Source organism: Enterobacter sp. BNK-18 (assembly GCF_047456135.1).
GTDB classification, from domain to species: Bacteria; Pseudomonadota; Gammaproteobacteria; order Enterobacterales; family Enterobacteriaceae; genus Enterobacter; species Enterobacter ludwigii.
The window spans coordinates 1,361,952-1,386,198 of record NZ_CP179899.1 but is presented as its reverse complement, the minus strand read 5'-3'; the positions used below and the strand labels follow the sequence as shown (position 1 = coordinate 1,386,198).

The window sequence follows — 24,247 nt, the reverse complement described above, 5'->3', positions numbered from 1 at the left end:
ACAGTTCCAGAGGTACGGACCATGTTCGAACTCGACGCATTTCACCTCGCCAGAATCCAGTTCGCTTTTACCGTCTCGTTTCATATTCTTTTCCCGGCGATCACCATCGGTCTTGCCAGCTATCTGGTGGTGCTCGAAGGGATGTGGCTTCGCACCAAAAATGAGGTGTGGCGCTCGCTGTACCATTTCTGGCTAAAGATATTTGCCGTTAACTTCGGTATGGGGGTCGTTTCCGGTCTGGTCATGGCCTATCAGTTCGGCACTAACTGGAGCGGATTCTCACAGTTTGCCGGCAGTATCACCGGCCCTCTCCTGACCTATGAAGTCTTAACCGCCTTCTTCCTCGAAGCCGGATTTCTTGGCGTGATGCTGTTCGGCTGGAACAAGGTCGGCCCGGGCCTGCACTTCTTCTCGACCTGTATGGTCGCGCTGGGTACGCTGATGTCCACCTTCTGGATCCTCGCCTCCAACAGCTGGATGCACACGCCCCAGGGGTTCAGTATTCAGAACGGTCAGGTCATTCCAGAGGACTGGCTGTCCATCATTTTTAACCCCTCCTTCCCTTACCGTCTCATTCACATGGCTATCGCCGCGTTCCTGAGCAGTGCGCTGTTTGTGGGGGCGTCGGGCGCATGGCATCTGCTGCGCGGCAACGACACGCCCGCGATACGCACCATGTTTTCCATGGCAATGTGGATGGCCCTGCTGGTCGCGCCCATTCAGGCCATCGTCGGTGATATGCATGGCCTGAATACCCTCGAACACCAGCCGGCCAAAATTGCCGCCATCGAAGGTCACTGGGAGAACCCGCCAGGCGAAGCGACACCGCTGCTGCTCTTTGGCCTGCCGGATATGGAGCAGGAGCGCACCCGCTACGCGCTGGAAATTCCTGCCCTTGGCAGTCTGATTCTGACCCACAGCCTGGATAAACAGGTCCCGGCACTGAAAGACTTCCCGAAAGAAGATCGCCCGAACTCACCGATTGTTTTCTGGTCATTCCGCATTATGGTCGGCATGGGTCTGCTGATGATCACGCTGGGTCTGGTCAGCGTCTGGCTACGCTATCGCCATCGACTCTACCAGTCGCGGCCCTTCCACTGGTTCGCGCTGTGCATGGGACCGGCGGGGCTACTGGCGCTGCTGGCCGGCTGGGTCACCACCGAAGTGGGGCGTCAGCCGTGGGTGGTGTATGGCTATCTGCGCACGATCGACGCGGTCTCGCTGCACAGCACGCTGCAGATGAGCATTAGCCTGCTGGCCTTCTTTGTGGTCTATTCGTCGGTGTTTGGCGTGGGCTACGTCTACCTGATTCGGCTTATCAAGAAAGGTCCGCAGCCCGTTGATACCTTGACGTCAAATACCTCGGGCACCCCTGCCCGTCCGCTGTCTGCCGCTGAGTCTGTTCCGGAACAGGAGAGAAACTGATGGGCGTCGATATCTCAGTTATCTGGTTTGCCATCATCGTGTTCGCCACGCTGATGTATATCATCATGGATGGCTTTGATTTGGGCATCGGGCTGCTTTTTAACTTCGTGGGCGATGCCAGAGAGCGTGACGTAATGGTCAACAGCGTAGCGCCGGTGTGGGACGGCAACGAGACCTGGCTGGTGCTCGGCGGTGCGGGGTTATTCGGCGCGTTTCCGCTGGCCTATGCGGTGATTATCGATGCGCTGACCATCCCTCTTACCGCCATGTTAATTGGCCTTATCTTTCGCGGCGTGGCCTTTGAGTTCCGCTTTAAGGCAACGCCTTCGCACCGCAAATTCTGGGACTACGCCTTCGCCGGCGGCTCTTTGCTTGCCACCTTCAGCCAGGGGGTGGTGGTGGGAGCAGTGATTAACGGCTTTGACGTTGAGGGCCGGCGTTTTGTCGGCTCCGCCCTTGACTGGTTAACGCCCTTCAATCTTTTCTGCGGCATCGGGCTGGTAGTGGCCTACACCCTGCTCGGTACCACGTGGCTTATCATGAAAAGTGAAGGCGCGTTGCAAAACCGCATGCGTGAACTGACCCGGCACGTGCTGCTGGCGCTGGTGGTGGTGATCGCGGTGGTGAGTATCTGGACGCCGCTCGGCTGGCAGTACGTTGCCGACCGCTGGTTTACCTTCCCCAACTTCATCTGGTTCCTGCCGGTTCCCCTGCTGGTAGGCGTATTTAGCCTGTGGATCTGGCGACTGACGCGCAACCCGGCCAGCCACTCGCGTCCCTTCCTGCTGACCCTTGGGCTGATCTTCCTCGGATTTAGCGGTCTGGGAATTAGCCTGTGGCCTAACATTATTCCGCCGCGCATTACCCTGTGGGAGGCTGCGGCACCACCGGCCAGCCAGCTGTTTATGCTGGTCGGAACGTTACTGATTATTCCGGTGATTCTGGTGTACACCGCCTGGAGCTACTACGTTTTCCGGGGCAAAGTTTCCGACACGGAAGGTTATCACTGAGGTGAACTATGGCAGACTGGCATACCCGAGCCATTATTTATCAGATTGATACTGCACTCTTTTATGATTTAAACGGCGATGGCTGCGGGGACATCGCCGGGATTGGCGCAAAATTGCGCTACATTCGCCGCATGGGGGCGACGGTTATCTGGATCACCCCTTTCTACCTCACCCCGTTTCTGGATGAAGGCTACGACGTCAGCGACCATCTGCAGGTTGATCCTCGCTTCGGAAAGCTGGCCGACATTATCGCCTTTATTGAACAGGCCCGGGAGCTGGGTATGCAGGTCATTATTGAGCTGTTGATTCAGCACACCTCGGACGCCCATCCCTGGTTTCAGCAGGCTCGCCGCAACCCAACTTCACCTTTTCGTGACTATTACATCTGGTCGGATAATAACGAGGACGATACCTCCCCGATGTTTCCCGGCGTGGAAGAGAGCGTCTGGACATGGGATGACGAGGCCGGGCAATACTACCGACATATGTTCTATCACCACGAGCCCGACCTGAATCTGAGCTGCCCCGCGCTGCTCAACGAGATCGAAAATATTATCCTCTTCTGGCTCAAGCTCGGGGTGTCGGGATTTCGCCTCGATGCCGCAACGCACCTGACCGCGCAGGCAGGCGGCGGTGACGAGAAAAAGGGGTTATGGATCCTGGAGCATATGCGCCGCCTTATTGAAGCACGTAATCCGGAAGCGATCCTGCTCGGTGAGGTGGACGTCGACGTGGAGGCGTATAAAGACTATTTCGGCGAAAATAACCGTCTGAATCTGGTGCTGAATTTCTGGCTCAATAAGTATTTCTACGTCAGCCTTGCCAGGAAAAGCGCCCGACCGCTGCGCAATGCTATAAAGAAGATGATTGTCCCGCCTGACTCGTGCTGCTTTGCCAACTGGCTGCGCAACCACGATGAGTTAGATCTGGAAGGGATTGGTAAAAAAGAGAAACAGATTGTGGTCGACACCTTCGCCCCTGACGAAGAGATGAACGTCTACCAGCGCGGGATACGACGCCGTCTGGCACCGATGTTAAAGGGCGATCAAAAACGGCTGGCGTTCTGCCACGCGGTGCTCTTCTCACTCCCGGGCGTGCCGGTCATGCGCTACGGCGATGAGATTGGCATGGGTGATGATCTGACGCTGGAAGAGCGCTATGCCGTGCGTACGCCAATGCAGTGGGCGGGGTCAGAAGGCGGTGGCTTTTCAGCAGCGGATCCTGAGCGGTTTATCGCCCCGATCATCGATTGCGGTCCCTGGCGTTATCAGAAAATCAACGTGGCCGATTCCCTGCTGCACCGCAATTCCCTGCTGCACCGGATCATCGACATGGCCAATACGCGCTCTGAATTTCCGGAGATTGCTGTCGCACCGTTTCGTCTCATCAATATTGATGATGACGCGGTGCTGGGCATTTATTACGAGGCCGAAGCGCGCAGTATCCTGACTTTCGTTAACTTTAGCGACAAGCCGGTCCAGTTTACCGCCCGCGGGATCCGTCACGCCACCTGGACCGCCTGCCTGGCGGATAAACGCTATGACGACGCGCTTATCTGTGGCAAAACCGTCCAGCTTACCCTCAGCGGCTACGGCTATCGCTGGTTCTGGACTAACCGTAGCGCGCTGCGCTGATTACCTTTTACGCCGGGTCATGAGCCGCGTCAGCACAACGCCCGCCACCGCGAGGGAGCCTAACAGGACTTTCCCGGGCATACCTGACGTGATCGCCGTGGCGCGGTTTTTCGCTTCCGGGGTAAAACGCCCATGGATTTTGTGCAGGTCGTTGACCGGCTGGTCGAGATAATCCTGGCGATCCCGGTCATTCAGATCGTCAGTCATCTGACCTTCCCAGGCCTTCTTCACCATCAGCCGGTCCAGGAAACCCGGGAAGAGGAATTGTCCGACGATCGACTGAATGGTACTGCTGCCCACCCACAGTTCGCGCACCGGTTTTTGCGCGACCTTAAAAATCGCGCTAGCGGCAACTTCAGGCTCAAACACTGGCGGAACCGGACGCATAGCCCAGGCGAATTTGTTTCTTGCCCAGTCAAACTGCGGTGTATTCAGCCCCGGCATCTGCACCATTGAAAGCTGCACCCGGCTGTTCTCATGCATCAGTTCCGTGCGCACCGCATCGGTGAATCCCCGAATCGCCGCTTTGGCGCCGCAGTAGGCCGATTGTAACGGGATCGAGCGGTAGGCCAGCGCGGACCCGACCTGAATAATCACGCCGCGATCGCGTGGCACCATCAATTCTAGCGCGGCGCGGGTTCCGTTTACGAAGCCAAGATAGGTCACGTCAGTGACGCGGCGAAATTCATCCGGCGTCAGGGTACGAAACGGTGCCAGCACAGCACCCATCGCATTGTTAACCCACACATCAATCGCACCGAGGCGATATTCAATCTCGTTTGCCGCGTCCACCACCGCCTGGCTGTCGGCGACATCCGCCTGTACCGCACAGGCTTTGACGCCAAATCGCGTTAACTCCTCCTGGGTCGAGTGCAGGCTTGTCTCATCGCGGGCAATAATGCCCACATCGTAGCCTGCCTTTGCGAAGTGCAGCGCCGTTGCCTTTCCCACACCCGCCGTACCGCCGGTAATGACAATCACAGCCATAGAACCTCCGCGTAAATTTACTCGTTATCCCAGCCGGATAATCTGGTCACTAATTCAGACAATGAATACTGCACCGCCTTCTCAACCACATCCTGGCAGTCGCCGGAAAACAGGACGGTACGGGTTTCCGTGTGTCCGCGAAGGTTCCAGGCGAAGCAAACGGTCCCTGCCGCCGTGCCATCGTCGCCCCCTTCTGGCCCGGCATAACCGCTGATGGCAATACTGACATCCGCCTGGGCAATCTCCAGAATCCGGGCGGCCATTTCGGTTACCGTCTGTTCACTCACGGCCGTATACCGTTCAAGGGTCTCAGGACGCACGCCCAGAATGCGCTCTTTCGCGCCGTCACTGAACACGACCAGGCCGACATCATAAAATTCGGCCGTGTTCTCTTCAGCACAAAGGGCGACGGAGAGTTTTCCGCCGGTGCAGGATTCTGCCGTGGTTAAGCGAAGCCCTAGATCTGTCAATTTGCTCGCCACTTTTTTGGTCAGTTCGGCGACGGTATAATTGTTATCATGGTGAAGGTTGCTCATTTCGTGGCCTCTTACTTCTCAAAAGGAATGATTGAAATATGACCATTGCGCTCAAGAATGGCATATTTAATTTCACTCAGCTGCGTAACACCATTATTCTGGCGTGCCGATACCAGAATATCATCACAGGAAACGTCGACTTTTTTGAGTTTATCTGCTAACGGCACGCCGTTCTCAACCAATATCACCGGAGTACCATCAAGAATATTTTCTACCGGTGAGAAATATTTTTTCATTACCCCAAAGATAATATCCACTACCACCAGCGTGGTAATGGTAATCATTGCGCCGGTGACCGAAAAATCTTCCCCGAGCAGCGCCTGTTGCGTCGCCTCACTGATAATTAACAGGAGAATCAGATCAAAGCTGGTCATCTGCAGCAAAGCGCGCCGCCCGGCAACTTTAAATACCACGACGAGGAACAGATAAATAGCCAGCGCACGAAAGACCATATCCATATCAGCCTCCTACGGGTAAATTAATTGCCAGAAAGGGATTTCCGGCTCGTTGTTTATGCGAACGACATTGTCCCATTTACCTGCGCGTGCAGGGGTCGTGAAAAGTAAGACAGAGAAGTTGTCGGACATTTTCAGGTTGTTATAAACAAAAAAGAGCGTATTCCCGCGACTGAACATGCTGTCCGGTTGCGGCCAAACGCTTCCTGGCTCGTAAACATCGTTGCTCTCGCTGGTCACACTCAGGGTGTATTTCCCTTCTGTTCTGACCGGGAATGAAAGGTGGATCTTCGACTCCGTCTGGCGTCGGCCAAAGCGCTCGTAGTTGATGGTCAGCGACTTTGCCGAGTTTGTTCTTTGCGTATCACTCACCACTCCGCTTGAAAAGAAGCCCGCTATCGCCGCAACGATAATGGCCAGCAGGACAATAAAACCCACCTGACGAAATCCATATTCAAACGTCAGCAATCGGTAATTCTCATCTATCCCAGGTAGCTTATCACTTTGACGCTTCATGGCGGCTATCACCGTTTCGCTTATTAACCGATATTTTTGATTTCAAAAGCGAATGTTTTTAAGACTTATCACATTTGCCACATAAAGGAATAGCAACAATACTTAATAAGTCAAGACACACAAAATGAAGGATATCAGATGAAATTATCGCTTATTTCCGCTTTTTTGATATTTCTGGTACCGACCGCATGGGCAGATAATAACGGCGGGTTACAAAAAGGTGAAGCACCGCCACCGCCGCACGCACTGGATAGCGGTTATCGTGGAACCGATGATGCACGAATTATGACCATCGATCATGCAAAAGAAATGCATGATGGTGCGACTATTTCATTACGCGGAAACCTTATTGACGGTAGCGGCGATAAGTTTGTATTCCAGGATAAAACCGGAAAAATAGACGTTATTATTCCCCAGGCAGTATTCGACGGCAGAACAGTAAAACCCGATCAGATGATCAGTATCAACGGATCGCTTGATAAGAAATCATCGCCGCCTGTCGTGCGCGTCGATCATTTGCAGAAATAATTCAGCGAAGCGTTAACGCTGCAACTATCCATCAAATCTCACCCCTTGGCTTAAGGAGTCAGCTATGAGTGATACTACACAACGTCAGAACGCTTACCCGCAACCCCCTTTCCCGGAGCAACCGCAAACGCCGCCGGGACTGGCATCAGAAATGCAACCCGTACCCGACCACGGGGAAACGAGCTATAAAGGGCATGGCCGCCTTGCCGGCAAGAAAGCATTGATCACCGGAGGCGACTCCGGTATTGGTCGCGCAGTCGCGATCGCTTACGCCCGTGAAGGGGCTGACGTCGCAATCAATTATCTGCCTGAAGAAGAGAAAGACGCGGTTGACGTCATTGAGCTTATCAAAGCGGAAGGACGCATTGCCGTCGCGCTGCCGGGTGACATCCGTGATGAGACGTTCTGCCAGAAGCTGGTAGAAGAGGCGGTGGCCAAACTGGGGGGACTGGACATTCTGGTGAATAACGCCGGTCGTCAGCAATACCGTGAATCCCTTGAAGAGCTTACCACGGAAGATTTTGACGCGACCTTCAAAACCAATGTCTATGCGCCTTTCTGGATAACCAAAGCGGCGCTGCGCCATCTGAAACCGTCGGCCTCTATCATTAATACCTCCTCGGTCCAGGCGGTTAAGCCCAGCCCTGTGCTGCTGGATTATGCCCAGACAAAAGCCTGTCTGGCGGTATTCACCAAATCCTTAGCGAAACAGCTTGGTCCAAAAGGAATACGCGTCAACGCGGTTGCCCCGGGTCCTTACTGGACGGTGCTGCAATCCAGCGGCGGCCAGCCGATGGAAAAAGTGAAAGAGTTTGGCGGTGATACCCCGCTGGGGCGTCCGGGTCAACCTGTTGAAATCGCACCGCTCTATGTCACGCTGGCCTCGGATGAATGTTCATTTACCTCCGGTCAGGTATGGTGCTCTGACGGCGGTGATGGCGTGATTTAACCCGGCTATATACTGACGTAACGCTCTCAATATGCTCGAAAAGAACAAGGACGTTCTTCCTCTCCCCCCTGCCAAAAAACATGTTGTAACTCAAACAGATCAAATGTTAAAAATATTTTGCTATCAAGTTATCAAAATTAAACAACTTAGCTTGTCACCCGCATCGCTCTGTTTTTAACATCGCCTATGGAAAAAAATGGTCTGTTCAGTCAGCGCATACGCTTGCGCCATTTGCATACATTTGTGGCCGTCGCTCAACAGGGAACGCTGGGGCGAGCGGCTGAAACTCTCAACCTAAGCCAGCCTGCGCTCTCCAAAACGCTGAACGAGCTGGAACAACTCACCGGAACCCGTCTCTTCGACCGCGGTCGGCTGGGGGCACAACTCACCCTCGTGGGTGAACAATTCCTAACGCACGCCGTCAAGGTTCTCGATGCGCTGAATACTGCCGGACAGTCGCTCAACCGCAAAGAGGAGCACGCCACGGAGATTGTGCGCGTGGGTGCCCTGCCAACGGCGGCACTCGGCATTCTGCCTCCGGTCATTGGGCAGTTCCACAAACATCAGCGGCATACCACTATTCAGGTTGCCACCATGAATAACACCATGCTGCTCGCCGGGCTAAAATCCGGCGAACTGGATCTCGGTATCGGGCGCATGTCCGACCCCGAGCTTATGGGCGGGCTTAACTACGAGCTGTTATTCCTGGAATCCCTGAAGCTGGTCGTGCGTCCCGGTCACCCCCTGCTGCAGGATACGGTGACGTTAAGCCGCGTAATGGAGTGGCCGGTGGTAGTATCCCCAAAAGGCACCGTTCCGCGTCAGAACGCCGAGACACTGCTGCAGATGCAGGGCTGCTCACTGCCTTCAGGTTGCATCGAAACGCTGTCGGCCTCGCTTTCGCGCCAGCTTACGGTGGATTATGACTACGTCTGGTTCGTTCCCTCCGGCGCGGTGAAAGATGATCTCCGCCAGGGCTCGCTTACCGCACTGCCGGTGACGTCGCCAGGTGCGGGCGAACCTATCGGTATATTAACCCGCGTGGATACCCCGCTCTCCCCGGGTGCGCAGACGCTGCTCAGCGCCATCCGCAAATCCATGCCTGCCTGAGACGCCTTTACAACCTCAACCACTAACCCGTCCTGTCGACGGGTTTTTTGTTTCTGTGGTCAAAAAATGCGAAATCATCCATTAACAATTGCGTAAAACAATTTAACAGTTTTATCATAGCCGCGAATTCACCAAATGGTTCGCATGCTATTTGTTAAACAGGAATTCAACCGCACATGATGCGGATAAACCGTATAAAACCTCATCCCCCTCCGCGATTATTACCCAATTGGTACATATTCGGCACCGTTCCGCAACGCGGGGGATTTAAAGGAGACAGAAATGGCATTTGGCAGCGCGCCACGTGGGATACCCCGTATCCTGCAGTGGCTCCTTGCCGGACTGATGACGCTCATCGGTCTGGCTGTTGGCGGCTTAGGTTTAAAGCTTGTTACCGTAGGCGGAAGTGGGTACTTCCTGATCATGGGCGTGGCGATGGTGATTGCCGCCGTCCTGATTTTCATCAACCGCGCCAGCGGGATCGTCCTCTATGGCATCGCGTTTATCGCCTCGCTGTTCTGGGCCGTCAGCGATGCCGGATGGGATTTCTGGCCGCTCTTCTCGCGCCTCTTTACGTTTGCCGTGCTGGCCTTCCTCTGTGCCATCGTCTGGCCGTTTATGCGCGCAGCAAACCACAACGCCCCGAACAAAGCACCGGCGTTTGGCGTCGCGGCCGTTCTGGCGGTCGTGATGCTGGTGAGCCTCGGCTGGATGTTCAAGCCGCAAACGCTGGTGGCGGCGAATGAGCCGGTACCGGTAAAACCGGTCGCACCGGGTCAGGAGCAGAAAAACTGGGCGCACTGGGGCAATACCACCCACGGTGACCGCTTCGCCGCCCTCGATCAAATTAACAAACAAAACGTGAACGATCTGAAGGTGGCCTGGGTTGCCCACACGGGGGATATTCCTCAGAGCAACGGCTCCGGTGCGGAAGATCAGAACACACCATTGCAAATTGGCGACACGCTGTATGTCTGTACGCCGTACAGTAAACTCCTGGCGCTGGACGTCGACTCCGGTAAAGAAAAATGGCGTTACGACGCGAAAGCCTCGGCACCGAACTGGCAGCGTTGCCGCGGTCTGGGCTATTTTGAAGATCACAGCAGCGTGACAACGTCACAGACAGATGCACAGCCTGCGGCATGCCCTCGTCGTCTGTTCCTGCCGACCACCGATGCGCGACTGATAGCCATCAATGCAGATAACGGCAAGGTCTGTGAAGACTTTGGCGATCGTGGCACCGTTGACCTGAGCATCGGGATGGGGGAAATCAAACCGGGTTACTATCAGCAGACCTCCACGCCACTGGTCGCGGGGAATGTGGTGGTGGTCGGCGGTCGTATCGCGGATAACTTCTCCACTGGCGAACCGCCGGGCGTCGTGCGTGCATATGACGTTCATACCGGTAAGCTGGCATGGGCATGGGATCCGGGTAATCCGCAACTGACCGGCCTTCCACCGGAAGGACAGACCTATACACGCGGCACGCCGAACGTCTGGTCTGCCATGTCTTACGATGCAAAACTGAACCTGATCTATCTGCCAACCGGCAACGCCACGCCAGATTTCTGGGCGGGTGAGCGTACGGCGCTGGATGACAAGTACAGCTCCTCCATCGTGGCGGTGGACGCCGCCACCGGTCAGGTGCGCTGGCATTTCCAGACCACCCACCACGACCTGTGGGACTTTGATCTCCCTTCCCAGCCGCTGCTGTACGATTTACCCGACGGTAAAGGTGGCACCACGCCGGTGCTGGTGCAGACCAGCAAGCAGGGCATGATCTTTATGCTCAACCGCGAAACCGGCAAGCCCGTGGCGAAAGTGGAAGAGCGCCCGGTACCGGCCGGTAACGTTGAAGGTGAACGTTACTCCCCGACCCAACCGTACTCTGTTGGCATGCCGATGATTGGCAACCAGACGCTGACCGAATCGGATATGTGGGGGGCGACACCAGTCGACCTGCTGCTGTGCCGCATTCAGTTTAAAGAGATGCGTCACCAGGGCGTCTTCACCCCACCGGGTCTCGACCGTTCCCTGCAGTTCCCGGGCTCCCTCGGCGGGATGAACTGGGGCAGCGTCTCAATCGACCCGAACAACAGCCTGATGTTCGTTAACGATATGCGCCTGGGACTGGCAAACTACATGGTACCGCGTGCCAACGTGGCGAAAAACGCCAGCGGCATCGAGATGGGTATTGTGCCTATGGACGGTACACCGTTCGGAGCTATGCGTGAACGCTTCCTGTCGCCGTTGGGCATTCCGTGTCAGAAGCCACCGTTTGGCACTATGTCAGCCGTTGACCTGAAATCAGGCAAGCTGGTGTGGCAGGTTCCGGTCGGTACGGTGGAAGATACTGGCCCGCTTGGCATTCGTATGCATATGCCGATCCCAATCGGTATGCCGACCCTGGGCGCGTCCCTCGCTACCCAGTCCGGTTTGCTGTTCTTTGCCGGCACCCAGGATTTCTACCTGCGCGCGTTTGATACCGCCACCGGGAAAGAGATCTGGAAAGACCGTCTGCCGGTCGGTAGCCAGTCCGGACCGATGACTTATGTTTCACCGAAAACCGGTAAACAGTACATCATCATCAACGCGGGGGGTGCCCGTCAGTCGCCGGATCGCGGTGATTACGTGATTGCCTACGCGCTACCGGACAAGCAGTAACGCCATAAAAAAGGGACCTGACGGTCCCTTTTTTTCACCCGTTTACCCCGGACGACTCAGAACGTTTCCCAGTTATCACCCGACACCGCAGGCGCAGGACGTAAAGGTGCGTTTTTCACCGCTGGCGCAGACGAGACTGAACGGCCAGGCTTTGCGCCACTCAGACGAAATGCCCCGACTGCCTCGGTCAGACGCGCGCCCTGTTCTTCCAGGGAGGCCGCCGCCGCAGAGGCTTCTTCCACCAGCGAGGCGTTCTGCTGCGTCACTTTGTCCATCTCCGAAATCGCCTGGCTGACCTGCTCGATACCGCGGCTCTGTTCGTCGGAGGCGGCGGCAATTTCCAGCATAATATCGGTAACGCGTTTCACCGCATCGACGATGTCGTTCATGGTGTTGCCCGCGGCGACCACTTCACCGGAACCCTGATCGATCAGGGAAACCGACTCGTTGATCAGGCTTTCAATCTCTTTCGCGGCATTTGCACTTCGGCTCGCCAGGGTACGCACTTCGCTCGCCACCACCGCAAAGCCGCGTCCTTGTTCACCCGCACGCGCTGCTTCTACTGCCGCATTGAGCGCCAGGATATTGGTCTGGAACGCAATGCTGTTAATTACCGCAGTAATCTCAGAGATCTTCTTCGAACTGGTGGAGATATTGCTCATCGTTTTCACCACGCCGGAGACCATCTGGCCGCCACGGCTGGCTTTACCGGAGGCATCTTCCGCCAGCTTGCTGGCATGGTGCGCGTTATCGGCATTTTGTTTCACCGTCGCGGTCAGCTGTTCCATACTTGCGGCAGTCTGCTCAATGGCGGCCGCCTGCTGTTCGGTACGGGATGAGAGATCGGTGTTGCCAGCCGAGATTTCACTGGTTCCGCGATAGATCTCTTCCGCCCCCTGGCGTACGGTGCCAACCGTGGTCTCCAGCGAGTGCTGCATGGTTTGCAGGTCGCGCGTCAGTCGGCCAATTTCGCTGCGCCCGGCGACATCATCCGGCATCGTCAGGTCGCCTTTCGCAATGTTCTCGATTCGCGTGGCAGCACGCTGAAGCGGATTGATGACCGTGCGGCGCAGCACGATAAAGGTCAGCGCGGTCAACACCAGCGCCAGGGCAAACGCCCCGACCATAAACATCAGGCCCAGCTGCGTGCGGCTGTGCGCCTGCGCCGTCAGGGCATTGGCCCGGTCGGTACGGATCTTAATCGCCTTCAGCAGGACGGCGTTATAGGCGTCATCCAGCGGGCGGGCGGATTCGTTTTCATGGTTAATGATCGCTTCAAACATGCCGTTTTTGGCAAATTTAACCATCGGCTGAAGGCCCGCGATATAGGCGTCAAAGCGTGTTTTCAGTTCGGCATCCAGCGCTTCATCCTCCGCCGTACGAACGGGGCGGTTCATGTACGCGTTAAAGCCATCCTGAGACTGCTTAATACGTTTTTCCGCCTCGCTGATGTTCTGCTTCATTGCATCCATCTCGGCGATACGGCTGGCCGCGCCAGCGTGGATCATATTGATACGCGCGGTGCGAAGATGGTTAGAACTGTTCGACAGCCCCATACGCACCTGAATTTCTGATGTGACATCCTGCTGATCGGCGTCTGCCTGCAGCAGGAAATAGCCCGCCAGACCTGAGCTCAAGGCGAACAGCAAAATAATGCCACCGAGAATGGAGGAAAACAGCGGAACCAGCCTGATATGATGCAAAAAGCTCAGCGTGCGCTGCGCCTGCATCGTTGTTGTGTTGTCCATGACCGTCGACTCTCTTGTAGGTAAGATGCGTAAAAACACGCCTGTAAAATAGTCATCGGCACGGCTGGAGATTAGCTTACGGCTAAAAGCGCAAGTCAGGTCACACTTTAGAGAAGATTATGCAGGAAACGCCAGCGGCAAAAAAACCGCTGGCAGAAGAGTTACTTGTCGCCGAAGTGAATCACGGTACGGATGGACTTACCTTCGTGCATCAAATCGAACGCGTCGTTGATTTGCTCCAGCGGCAGGCGATGGGTAATGAACGGGTCGAGCTGAATTTTCCCGACCATTGCATCTTCCACCATGCCCGGAAGCTGGGTGCGCCCTTTCACGCCGCCAAACGCTGAACCACGCCACACACGGCCGGTCACCAGCTGGAATGGACGGGTTTTGATCTCCTGGCCCGCACCGGCAACGCCAATGATGATGCTCTCACCCCAGCCTTTGTGGCAGCATTCAAGCGCGGAGCGCATCACGTTAACGTTACCGATACATTCGAAGCTGAAGTCAACGCCGCCATCGGTCATCTCAACGATCACATCCTGAACCGGCTTATCGTAGTCTTTCGGGTTCACGAAATCAGTGGCACCCATTTCGCCTGCCAGTGTGAATTTCTCCGGGTTAGTATCGACAGCGATAATACGACCCGCCTTCGCCTGCACCGCCCCCTGGATTACCGCCAGACCGATACCGCCCAGACCGAACACCGCAACGGTGTCGCCCTCTTTCACTTTTGCGGTGTTATGCACCGCGCCAATCCCGGTGGTCACGCCGCAGCCCAGCAGGCAAACCTTATCCAGCGGCGCCTGTGGGTTCACTTTCGCCAGCGAAATTTCCGCGCACACGGTGTATTCGCTGAAGGTACTGGTGCCCATGTAGTGATAGATCGGCTCACCGTTATAGGAGAAGCGAGTGGTACCGTCTGGCATCAGACCTTTACCCTGAGTAGCGCGAACCGCCTGGCAGAGGTTAGTTTTGCCGGATTTACAGAACTTACACTCACCACATTCTGCCGTGTACAGCGGAATCACATGGTCACCCGGTTTCAGGCTGGTCACGCCCTCGCCGACTTCCACCACAATCCCGCCGCCTTCGTGGCCGAGTACCGCCGGGAACACGCCTTCAGGATCGTCACCCGAAAGGGTAAACGCATCGGTATGACACACGCCGGTATGGGTAATTTTGATCAGGACTTCGCCTTTCTTCGGCGGAGCCACGTCGATTTCAACGATTTTGAGCGGCTGGCCGGGGCCAAATGCGACAGCAGCGCGAGATTTCATAATGTCTCTTCCCTTATTGTGAGGTCTGTGGGTTTATTTTAGATAAGAGCGCAGCAAATGGCCGACTTCTGCCATGCGAACGGCCCGCTGGTCCGGCGTTGTCTCCCCGGTCACCAGCTCATCTTTGAGGTGAATTTCAACCATTTCGCCCATCAACCCATTCGCAGCACCGCGCACGGCGGCAATTTGCTGCAGGATGGCCAGACAGGGGTCGCCCGATTCCAGTGCACGCTCAAGAGCATCAACCTGCCCTCGAATGCGGCGGACGCGCGTCAGAATACGTTTTTTATCTGCGGGTGAATGCGGCATACGCCCTCCTGATACTATAGGGGGGTATTGTATCTTTTAAAACAGCTTTATGTAAACATTAGGTTTGACGTGGTTATCGTGTAGTTAGCTGAGAGGGTCATCAGCCAGAATTGCTGCTCAGGGTTAGTTCATCTCCTGCGATTTGCTCATAACCACGACCAAAGGATGCAGAACGAATCGTGTGGCTAAACTTCCCTTCCCTTTCTGCCCGTATCTGGGTTCACCAGGTTAATATATCTGTCGCCACGTTTCCTCCGGACGTAAAAAAACCCGCCTAAGCGGGTCATTTTTTTAGCTACAAATCACGGGTATTTTTTCTTCAGTTCATCAAGCTTGTTACCGTCTTCCTCTGTAAACATTGTTGCATCAAACAACGCCCGCTTATCAGTACCGTCTACTCTCATGACTGTCACAGTGAAAACAGCGTCGCTTGGGGCATAAAGTTGACCCCATTCAGAATTTTTAGGCGGAGCCAGAGCCCATGTAGCTTCTTCATTCGGTTTAAGCCCGTCAGGAATATCGTAAAAGAACTTACTTTCCAACCAGGGATCTGAGTGTCCGCTGCTTGCTATCACTCCATGCAGGTAGGCTCTGGAAATAACGTTTTCACTCTTGTTTTTTACAACCAGTCTAATTACGGGTTGTGGCTCACCGTCTGCCTCAGGCTCCCTGGTAAATCTGGCTGATAAAACCTGGATTTTCTTCAGCTCCTCTTTAGCCATATCTGAGTCAGCTTTTTTCTTTTCTAGCGTTTTAATTTCCTGAATTGCCTGTTCTTTCTGCTTAAGCTCTCTCTCAGCTGTTACTTTCTGAGCATAAGAAATGACTTCCTCAGCAGTCTTTCCCGACAGGGGTTCGCGCATCTTTTTGCTGAGGTCTTCTTTGTCATTGTCTGATGAAGCATGCATGAGATCAGCCATGTTGATGTTACTGAATGCCACAACTTGCAGAGCGCTATCAAACTCCTCCCGCTTATTCTCCGGAAGTGACTCTCTGACTTTAGCTATAGACGATTTCATTGCATCATCAGTTGATGAGTCAATTTTAGGTTTATCGCAACCGGCAAGTAAGCAGGAAAGTAATATCACGCCAACAATTTTTTTCATGTCCCTATTCCATCAGTAAAAATTAGGAACAATCTTATCAGGAATTGGTGCATTGATAAAATAAGCATATAGAACATTAACTTGATTCAGTTGCATTCCACACGTCTGGTGATTATCAACGCCAGGCGCAGGGTCGTTTTCACCATGCCTTCTGCGTTTTGGCTGCGGCCATCACATCCCGCTCATTCATCACAATAAAAAAGGCCACCGAATGGCAGCCCTGGTCGTTAGGTATTTATCAATATCGTTTCATGGTGCCGACTGGCGTCCTTTCTGACCAATCAGGCCTCTCACCAGCCATGATCGCACGCTGTTGGGATGGTGTCACAGACTGGGTTATCTCTGGCATAGCCTTGTATTCAGGTTTTTGAGGTGGGCTGAGAACCAGATCGGAACTACAACCTGTCAGCAAAAAAATCGCAAGAAGAGAGGAATTAAACTTGTGCACTCTATACCCTTCCAATGGGATAAAAAATTAAAGAAAGAATCGTGGTGTCGGGTGCATCCCAGTGACTCTCCCCTGGTAAGCAAAGATGCGTACATACCTGCGGACAGCAGTAGTCTGGAACGCCCTCTCTTGAGAGAGGATTCACCACAGAAATAAATTATGTCGAATTTATTCCTTCGGTCAATGCATGATTGCTGTGAGTCGTCGCAGGATCGGGGGAATACGAGGTGACGTGATCGGAGCCATAGAAAAGAAACGTGGATGTTTATGTTCGCCGGGGTTTGCCCTGAACGTTCACTTTCTTCGGTTACGGGACTACAATTCAATAAATTTCATTCACATAGAGTTGATACGATGAGTACAACCCCCTTTATCCGCCCTCAACTTACCCTGCCACACGGTGCCGACAAACTGCTGCTGCACTCCTGCTGCGCCCCCTGCTCGGGAGAAGTGATGGAGGCCATCCAGGCCTCGGGAATTGATTACACCATATTTTTCTATAACCCCAATATTCATCCACAAAAGGAATACCTCATCCGTAAGGAGGAGAATATTCGCTTTGCGGAAAAACACGGCGTGCCGTTTGTCGATGCCGATTACGACACCGATAACTGGTTTGAACGCGCTAAGGGCATGGAATGGGAACCCGAGCGCGGCATCCGCTGCACCATGTGCTTCGATATGCGTTTCGAACGCACAGCGTTGTATGCTGCAGAAAATGGTTTTCGCGTCATCAGTAGTTCATTAGGGATCTCCCGCTGGAAGAATATGCAGCAGATAAATGACTGCGGCCAGCGTGCGGCAGCGCGCTATCCGGGGATGGTCTACTGGGACTACAACTGGCGCAAACAGGGCGGTTCCTCGCGCATGATTGAGATAAGCAAGCGGGAACAGTTTTACCAGCAGGAATATTGCGGGTGCGTGTATTCGCTCAGGGACAGTAACCTGCACCGCAAGTCTCAGGGCCGCCCGCTTATCCGGATTGGGAAACTGTATTACGGTCAGGATGAGAATGAGAAATAAAGGGTTTATGGCATAGAGATATATCCGAAAACAGGAGGATTTTGTGCCAATTTCCGCCCTGCGTCCCTTAAAACGCAAAAGAGAGGCTATCCTTATACTATCAACACAAGGAGGCAAAAATGACTGATTTCAATACTGATAAAAATACACAGTTTGCAGAAGACAAAGCGAAAAATAAACTCGATGAACTGGCAGGCTCAGCCCAGCAGCAGTTTGGCGATTTCGTTGACTCCCCTAAGCATCAGGTTAAAGGTGCTGCCAAGAAATATGCCGCACAGGCCAGCGACGCCGTTTCCGATGTCACTGAAGCGGTGAGAAACAATCCCCTGACGGGTTTAATTGCTGCGGGGGCGGTAGGTATTGTTCTCGGCCTGTTACTGGGTCGAAAATAAATAAAGGCCCTTCGGGGCTTTATTTTTGCGCTTTAGCTAAACAATCTGACCATGCGATCTAATTCGTCTTCTTTTACCGCCCGCGAAAGATAATAGCCCTGAAAACTTTTAACCCCAAGGGCGACTAACTTCTCAAACTTCTCTTCGCTATCCACCCCTTCAGCAATACAATCCGTGCCGGTCATATCGCTGTATATCTGTATCGCTTTAATAAGATTATAATCGTTGTCATTCGCCACAAAATGCTCGACGATATCCCGGTCAAGCTTTAATCCATCAAAATGCACCTGCCTTACCGGGAACATGGTTTGATGGTTGGAAAAGCAGTCATCGAGAAACAGCCGGCACCCGGTATTGCGTAAACGCCGCATGGTTTCTGGGATCGTCCTATCCTTGGTCACATCAATATCTTCCGCAAATTCAAAGACCAGTTTGTCGGCCCACTGTGGATTGAGCAGCATCGCCACAGCCTTTTTGGCCATGTCCGGAAGTGCATTACCCGAGGCAAGTCGCGGGGGGATATTGACGGAAAAATAATATTTACCGTTATATTTATTAATGCCTGACACCGCAGCATGTATCACTAGCGCAGTAATTTTTAGCCATATCTCCTGGCTTGAAATATCAGTAAGAAAATTAACTGGCTTGATAATTTTACCATTATTATTCCAGCGAATGAGTATCTCAAACCCCACACCCTTCTTATAACGATCGGTTATAATCTGATACGCAGGGAATATCTCTCTTTTTAGCAATGCATTATAAACCGCCGTCTCTTTGGCAGAGAGACTTTCTTTTTGCGTTAACCGTTCCGTGCTTCCTTCCATTCTTAAGGCATGCGGATCTTTCAGCCAGCGTCGGATCTGGTGTAATTTTTTCACTCCTTCCTTACGGTGGGTATAAACCGTTTTATTAGACAGCCCCATTTTTTCACACTGCTCTTTTACTGACATTCCGCGATAAAAATTTAATAAAACGCTTACCTCTCTTTCGGTTAAACCTTTTACGTTTTCCTGATAAGACAACCCCCAGTATTGGTCACGCAAAGAACGTGAGTTATCCTTAAATACGTCATTATGCATACGAAAACAGGTCATAACATCAGACACGCTGGCTATACGAATCAATGAAAGCTGGAAAGTATTATTTAAAAGATTCCCCAGCGTTCGATACAGCCAGCCATCCGGCATTTCCCCGTACAGGGTTACCTTTCGAATAACAGGAAGTTTATTTAGCACGCAAGCGAGTCGCTTCAGGCTCTCCAGGAGAGAGACCACACCTTTGCCGAGGAACACCGAGATTTGAGCATTTTGACTGATAAGGATATTTTCCAGATCCTGCCGGGAAGGTTCATCCCCCTCAAAACGAACGTGCGAAGCGTCTATACCGTACTGTTTGAGTAACAGACTGTACCCCTGAAATGTGAAATGGCAGGTTGAGATGACAAATTTTTGCTCATAAAAAGCAGCATTTCTGAAAGAAATATTTTGGGTCATAACCTGCTCCTGGGCACAAAAACACATATCCCATTTGTGAATGTAACAAAATATAAAAAACCCTGTTGTTGATAATAATTTTACAGGACACCATCAGGTTAAGAAACCGTTATCAACGTGACTAACGAGAACATCTTTGTGTTAATCACCGCCTGTATCCATATGCAGTATAAATATAAAATTCGCATCAAATAATAACGGTAAATATGTCAATCTCAAGGTATAATGAAAAATCCGAAAGAAGACTGGATACTTCATCTATCGGCTCATTCATATAAGAGACAAACGCTATGGATAATCATATCTCATCCAGGGCCTTGCTACATCGAAGGGATGTCATTAAAAACAATCCGCGATTCAGTGAGGCAATAACAGAGCACTACACCATTAATGACGCCATCTACAAAAAACAACCTTTGTTCTACAAAACGATGCTTCAGGAATCACGGTTCAACATTATTCTTTCCATGTGTTGTTTTATCTTTGGAAATCAGGCTGAGTCAGTATCAGAAATTAAAGAATTATGTTCCCGTTATAAAATAGCCAGCCCCAACAGTGTGATTGCGATCATCACCTTGCTCAGAACCACCGGGCGCATCAAGACCTGGCGCTGCAGTGAAGACAGACGCAAAACGAGAATCGCACCGACTGAAAAGGGACTTAATGAACTTAAACGCTACATGTCCGGCGCATTTTTGCCGGTAAGTATTCTTTTCCCAAAGTTTAATATCAACGTTAATCTGCTGGATAACGACATCCTGCGAAATAACTTTTTCCGTCGCGCAGCGGAATACCTTTTCAGGGGATTAACGTTCAGGAAGGTTTTGCCTGAAGTGGGATTGTTTATTGATAAAGACGGAGGGCGGATGATAATGTTATATCTTTACCTGCAGGCCATAAAAAATAAAACCGCACATGGCGCAGTAATACCCTATTCAGCCAACTTACTGGCTAAAGAATTTTTTGTTTCACGGATCCACGTCAACCGTATTATCAAATCGGCACAAGAGGCGGGTTATCTTAAAGATCAGGGTGATGGCCAGATGTCGATTTACCCGGCGTTTATAGAACTGGTCGAAAACTATGCCGGATTATACTTCGCCTATGTGACTCACTATATCAACGTCGTTCCTAAAGAACGACGCCACGTTGTTAACGTAACGTCGACGGTATAATGTTTCTGGCGTTCGGTTTCCCGAACGCCCTTTGCTTACCGTTCCCGCAGTGCCTCTTTCGCCTTATTAAGCGGTTTCAACAGATAATCCAGAATCGTTTTACTGCCTGTTTTAATATCAACGGTCGCAATCATCCCCGGAAACACCGGGAAGGCTTTGCCTTGTTTATTGGTCAGATGGTTACTGTCAGTGCGAATATAGACTCGATAGTAATACACATCCCTTTTCACCTCATCCTGAAGCGTATCCGGCGAAATCATGGTCACCTCGCCCTCCAGCCCACCGTAAATGGAGTAGTCATAGGCGGTCACTTTCACCAGTGCTTTTTGTCCCGGATGAATAAAGGCGACATCGCGCGGCGAGATTTTCGCTTCAATCACCATCTGGTCATCAAGCGGAACCAGGCTCATCAGCTTGCCGTTTGGCGGAATCACCCCTCCCACGGTTGTCACGTCGATATCCTTAACGATCCCGCGCACCGGCGCATTGAAGGTCAGTCTGGTCAACGAATCTTCACGCCCTTTCATCACCGAACGTTGCGCTTCAATCTCCGCGTTCGCTTTCGCCAGCTCTTCACGGGCGCGAACGTAATACTGGTTTTTCATCTCGGTGATTTTGTTCTCAAGCTCATTTTTTTGACGCTCAAGACGTAACACCTCCACCTTACTGGCTGCCCCCTGCGTCACCAGCGGACGGGTCAGCGACAGCTCACGCTGCACCAGTTCGGCCCCCTGCCGTAACCCTGCCAGCCCTTTCTCAAGACTTTCGCGACGAGACTGATACAGCGCCGTTTCCTGTTTGACCAGTTCAACGTCATCATCCAGCTCTGCCGGAAAAGCCAGTGCCGTGTCGTTCACTTCGGCCTTCAGACGCGAGGCGGTTGCCAGCGCGGCATTCAGGCGCGATTCACTTTCCAGCACGCTTGATTCGGTTTTCGTCCGGTCAAGCTGTGCCAGCTGCTGACCACGCTCAACGATGTCGCCTTCACGCACCAGCAAACTGTGAATAATGCCCCCTTCGAGGGACTGGATCACCTGCTCGTGGGAAGAGGGGATCACCTTGCCGCTACCGGTGGTGACCTCATCAAGGCTGAACAGGCTTGCCCAGGTGATAAATACCGCCAGCAGGGCGAACAGCGACCAGGCGACCCAGGTTGACCGCGGCAAGCGTGGCTCCTTCAGGCGGCTGTTGACGCGAGAGAAATCAGTCATGCTACGCCCTCCTCTGCTACTGGTGTCGGTTTCATGGTCACGGTACGCTGTGAGGCTTTTTGCGGCGCCATACCGTGCTGGCGAAGGATGGCGTCGCGCGGGCCATCCATGATCACCTTGCCGTTTTCCAGCACGATGATACGGTCAACCAGTTCCAGAATAGGCAGACGATGGGTCGCGACCACCAGCGTCCGGCGCTTGCCCAACCACGGTTTAAGGTGCTGGATAAACTGCTTCTCACTCATCTCGTCAAGCCAGGCGGTAGGTTCATCCAGCAACAAAATGTTCGGAGAGGTGATCAGGGCGCGAGCCAGTAATAACGCCTGACGCTGCCCGCCGGACAGGCCCGCGCCGCCTTCGTTGATAATGTAGTTGAGCCCCATTTTCTGTTTGCGGACAAACTCCAGCGCACCACTGTTCACCAGCGCCTGATGGATCTCATCGTCGGTGGCCAGCGGGTTGCCCATCAGAATGTTGTCCCGCACGGAGCCAAAGAACAGCCGCGCCTGCTGGCTCAGCAGCTGCATGTCGCGGCGCACGTCAGCCGGGTCCAGGTGGTTCAACGCGATATTATCCAGCAGAATGCTGCCCTGCTGAGGCGCCTGCATCCCTGCCAGCAGTTGCAGCAGCGTGCTTTTGCCGGAGCCATTGCGTCCGAGCACCGCCACCCGCTCACCGGCGCGAATCTGCAGTTTGCTGATGTTCAGAACGGTGAGTTTTTCTTCATCGTCGTACCAGAACCCCACCTCTTCCAGCGCATAATCCCCCCGCAGATGGGCTTTATGCACCTTCTTGCCCTGCTGAGGATCGTCAATCGGGCGCTGCATCAGATCGTCGAGTCCTTTACGCGCCACTTTCGCCGACTGCCAGCGGGAGAGCACGCCTGAAATTTGCGACAGCGGCGCGATGGTCCGCGACGCGAGAATAGAGGTCCCCACCAGCGCACCGGTGGTCATGTCCCCGCTGATAACCAGGTAACACCCCACCAGCAGCACCACGGCATACACAATCGACTGCACCTCCTGCGTCCAGGTCAGCAACAGCCCGGTCAGCCAGCGCTGCTTCATGCCGACGTTAGCGGCAACATCATTGGTGTTATTCCACTGATTCTGGAAGCGCTGTTCAGCGCGCATCAGCTTGATGTCTTCAATGCCCTGAACCGCTTCCACCAGCGTGGCGTTACGAATGGCAGACTCGCGCATCCCTTCGCTGGACAGTTTGCCCAGCGGGCGCTGGACCAGCAGGCCCGGGATAAGCAGCAGCGGCACGGCAAGCAGGACAACCAGTACCAGCGGTCCGCCAATCATCCACAAAATGAACACAAACAGCAGGAAGAATGGCAGATCGGAGATGGCCGCAATGGTGGTGGACGTGATCAGTTCACGAACCGACTCCAGTTCGCGGATCTGGGCAATAAACGACCCGGTTGACTTAGAGCGGGCTCCGTTTTTAATCCGCAGCGCGTGTGCAAAAACGCGTTCAGAAATACGCAGGTCGGCGCGTTTACCCACCACATCCGAAATGTGCACGCGCAGCATGCGCATGATGAATTCGAAAACAATGGCGATCATCACGCCGCCAAACAGTACCCACAGCGTGGCTTCCGATTGCGAGGGCACCACCCTGTCATACACCTGCATGGAAAAGACCATGCCGGAAAGGGCCAGGACGTTAGCGACCAGCGCCACCAGCATAATATCGCTGTAGCGTCGCCAGTCCTTCAGGGCCAGCTGCCAGAACCAGTTTTTCTCATACGGTTTGATGTAATCATCCACCCGGGCATCCGGCGTGGACTCGAGCGGGCGCAGCACCAGCAGTCCTGTCAACCGTGAGCACAGCGCATCACGCGTCAGCGTCGTCTCCAGGCCGCCGTCACCGCTGAACTGCAGGCTCACGTTGCCCTCGCTGTCCATGCGGTTAATGACCGCGATTTGTCCGCCAGTAAATTCCGCAAGCAGAGGTAAACGCCACGGGTCGAGGGAGACCGCGTCGGCCGCCACCATACGCATCCCTAACCCAAGCTGGCGTGCCATCTCTTCCAGCACCAGCTGGCGTGGAGACTGGCTTTCATGGTTAATCGTGACCCGAACATGCTCTGCCGAGAAGTCCAGCCGATAGTGCTTCGCGATGATGAGCATGCCCTGCAACCAGGGTTCGTACTGTGGATGTGTCTTCATAATGTTGTGAAATCTTTTATCGCTCTTCGTTATAGCTACGCAAAAGGCCGCGAGGATCGCTCCTCGCG

At 53.5% G+C, this 24,247-nt stretch carries 21 protein-coding genes; 10 read left to right on the top strand and 11 right to left on the bottom strand.

Annotation, left to right across the window (positions count from 1 at the left end; translation table 11 throughout):
* Window positions 1–21 precede the first annotated feature (21 nt).
* The 3 genes from ACMGG3_RS06595 to ACMGG3_RS06585 are packed head-to-tail and all read left to right on the top strand — an operon-like array spanning window position 22 to window position 4,069.
* Window positions 22–1,425: a cytochrome ubiquinol oxidase subunit I gene (locus ACMGG3_RS06595; protein WP_394245710.1), complete on the top strand. Its 1,404-nt coding sequence runs from the start codon at window positions 22–24 to the stop codon at window positions 1,423–1,425.
* Window positions 1,425–2,435 carry a cytochrome d ubiquinol oxidase subunit II gene (gene cydB / locus ACMGG3_RS06590; protein ID WP_047955589.1) on the top strand — a complete coding sequence of 337 codons (1,011 nt, stop codon included), beginning with the start codon at window positions 1,425–1,427 and terminating at the stop codon, window positions 2,433–2,435. The genes ACMGG3_RS06595 and cydB overlap by 1 nt, the downstream gene beginning before the upstream one ends.
* A gap of 8 nt (window positions 2,436–2,443) precedes the next feature.
* Complete coding sequence (locus ACMGG3_RS06585) at window positions 2,444–4,069, top strand: alpha-amylase family protein (RefSeq protein ID WP_414149715.1); 1,626 nt, start codon at window positions 2,444–2,446, stop codon at window positions 4,067–4,069.
* On the opposite strand, the gene ACMGG3_RS06580 is transcribed toward ACMGG3_RS06585, so the two are convergent.
* Genes ACMGG3_RS06580 through ACMGG3_RS06565 form a run of 4 tightly spaced genes read right to left on the bottom strand, consistent with a single transcriptional unit; the run spans window position 4,070 to window position 6,563 of the window.
* Window positions 4,070–5,056 carry an SDR family oxidoreductase gene (locus ACMGG3_RS06580; protein ID WP_078774028.1) on the bottom strand — a complete coding sequence of 329 codons (987 nt, stop codon included), beginning with the start codon at window positions 5,054–5,056 and terminating at the stop codon, window positions 4,070–4,072. It lies immediately after the preceding gene.
* Between the two features lie 17 nt (window positions 5,057–5,073).
* Window positions 5,074–5,592 carry a 2-oxo-tetronate isomerase gene (locus ACMGG3_RS06575; protein ID WP_014169998.1) on the bottom strand — a complete coding sequence of 173 codons (519 nt, stop codon included), beginning with the start codon at window positions 5,590–5,592 and terminating at the stop codon, window positions 5,074–5,076.
* An 11-nt stretch (window positions 5,593–5,603) separates the two neighbouring features.
* Window positions 5,604–6,050, bottom strand: a complete 447-nt coding sequence (locus tag ACMGG3_RS06570) for a DUF421 domain-containing protein (protein ID WP_244047973.1) — start codon at window positions 6,048–6,050, stop codon at window positions 5,604–5,606.
* Between the two features lie 9 nt (window positions 6,051–6,059).
* Window positions 6,060–6,563 carry a hypothetical protein gene (locus ACMGG3_RS06565; protein ID WP_032681048.1) on the bottom strand — a complete coding sequence of 168 codons (504 nt, stop codon included), beginning with the start codon at window positions 6,561–6,563 and terminating at the stop codon, window positions 6,060–6,062.
* A 138-nt stretch (window positions 6,564–6,701) separates the two neighbouring features.
* Between ACMGG3_RS06565 and ACMGG3_RS06560 the strand changes: the two genes are divergently transcribed.
* The 4 genes from ACMGG3_RS06560 (at window position 6,702) to ACMGG3_RS06545 (ending at window position 11,814) form a co-directional block, all read left to right on the top strand.
* Entirely contained in the window at window positions 6,702–7,091 is a 390-nt protein-coding gene (locus ACMGG3_RS06560) for a YdeI family stress tolerance OB fold protein (protein ID WP_014169995.1), read from the top strand.
* A gap of 64 nt (window positions 7,092–7,155) precedes the next feature.
* Window positions 7,156–8,040: an SDR family oxidoreductase gene (locus ACMGG3_RS06555; RefSeq protein WP_032678123.1), complete on the top strand. Its 885-nt coding sequence runs from the start codon at window positions 7,156–7,158 to the stop codon at window positions 8,038–8,040.
* A gap of 186 nt (window positions 8,041–8,226) precedes the next feature.
* A complete protein-coding gene (locus tag ACMGG3_RS06550; RefSeq protein WP_262105022.1) occupies window positions 8,227–9,150 on the top strand; it encodes a LysR substrate-binding domain-containing protein in 924 nt (307 codons plus the stop codon).
* A gap of 282 nt (window positions 9,151–9,432) precedes the next feature.
* On the top strand, window positions 9,433–11,814 hold the full coding sequence (locus ACMGG3_RS06545) for a glucose/quinate/shikimate family membrane-bound PQQ-dependent dehydrogenase (protein WP_414149714.1): 2,382 nt from the start codon (window positions 9,433–9,435) through the stop codon (window positions 11,812–11,814).
* Between the two features lie 56 nt (window positions 11,815–11,870).
* On the opposite strand, the gene ACMGG3_RS06540 is transcribed toward ACMGG3_RS06545, so the two are convergent.
* The 4 genes from ACMGG3_RS06540 to ACMGG3_RS06525 form a co-directional block, all read right to left on the bottom strand.
* Window positions 11,871–13,562, bottom strand: a complete 1,692-nt coding sequence (locus tag ACMGG3_RS06540) for a methyl-accepting chemotaxis protein (RefSeq protein ID WP_025204238.1) — start codon at window positions 13,560–13,562, stop codon at window positions 11,871–11,873.
* A gap of 161 nt (window positions 13,563–13,723) precedes the next feature.
* A complete protein-coding gene (locus tag ACMGG3_RS06535; protein ID WP_014169990.1) occupies window positions 13,724–14,842 on the bottom strand; it encodes an S-(hydroxymethyl)glutathione dehydrogenase/class III alcohol dehydrogenase in 1,119 nt (372 codons plus the stop codon).
* A 33-nt stretch (window positions 14,843–14,875) separates the two neighbouring features.
* Entirely contained in the window at window positions 14,876–15,151 is a 276-nt protein-coding gene (locus ACMGG3_RS06530; protein ID WP_014169989.1) for a metal/formaldehyde-sensitive transcriptional repressor, read from the bottom strand.
* 302 nt (window positions 15,152–15,453) lie between these two features.
* Entirely contained in the window at window positions 15,454–16,257 is an 804-nt protein-coding gene (locus ACMGG3_RS06525; protein ID WP_020884201.1) for a DUF6694 family lipoprotein, read from the bottom strand.
* Between the two features lie 802 nt (window positions 16,258–17,059).
* Between ACMGG3_RS06525 and ACMGG3_RS06520 the strand changes: the two genes are divergently transcribed.
* Complete coding sequence (locus ACMGG3_RS06520; RefSeq protein WP_163326707.1) at window positions 17,060–17,728, top strand: epoxyqueuosine reductase QueH; 669 nt, start codon at window positions 17,060–17,062, stop codon at window positions 17,726–17,728.
* Between the two features lie 119 nt (window positions 17,729–17,847).
* Complete coding sequence (locus ACMGG3_RS06515) at window positions 17,848–18,120, top strand: DUF883 family protein (protein WP_014169987.1); 273 nt, start codon at window positions 17,848–17,850, stop codon at window positions 18,118–18,120.
* Window positions 18,121–18,152: 32 nt separating this feature from the next.
* Here ACMGG3_RS06515 and ACMGG3_RS06510 read toward each other — a convergent pair whose 3' ends face one another.
* Window positions 18,153–19,616 (bottom strand): EAL domain-containing protein, encoded by a 1,464-nt coding sequence (locus ACMGG3_RS06510; RefSeq protein ID WP_252069500.1) that lies wholly within the window; start codon window positions 19,614–19,616, stop codon window positions 18,153–18,155.
* Window positions 19,617–19,906: 290 nt separating this feature from the next.
* On the opposite strand from ACMGG3_RS06510, the gene ACMGG3_RS06505 reads away from it, so the two are divergent.
* Window positions 19,907–20,791, top strand: coding sequence for a MarR family transcriptional regulator (locus tag ACMGG3_RS06505; protein WP_014169985.1), 885 nt, complete (start codon window positions 19,907–19,909; stop codon window positions 20,789–20,791).
* A 35-nt stretch (window positions 20,792–20,826) separates the two neighbouring features.
* Here the strand turns inward: ACMGG3_RS06505 and ACMGG3_RS06500 are convergent, their stop codons facing one another.
* Together ACMGG3_RS06500 and ACMGG3_RS06495 are read right to left on the bottom strand one after the other, a co-directional pair.
* Complete coding sequence (locus ACMGG3_RS06500; RefSeq protein ID WP_020884204.1) at window positions 20,827–22,002, bottom strand: HlyD family type I secretion periplasmic adaptor subunit; 1,176 nt, start codon at window positions 22,000–22,002, stop codon at window positions 20,827–20,829.
* Window positions 21,999–24,179 carry a type I secretion system permease/ATPase gene (locus ACMGG3_RS06495; protein ID WP_414149713.1) on the bottom strand — a complete coding sequence of 727 codons (2,181 nt, stop codon included), beginning with the start codon at window positions 24,177–24,179 and terminating at the stop codon, window positions 21,999–22,001. The genes ACMGG3_RS06500 and ACMGG3_RS06495 overlap by 4 nt, the downstream gene beginning before the upstream one ends.
* Window positions 24,180–24,247 lie beyond the last annotated feature (68 nt).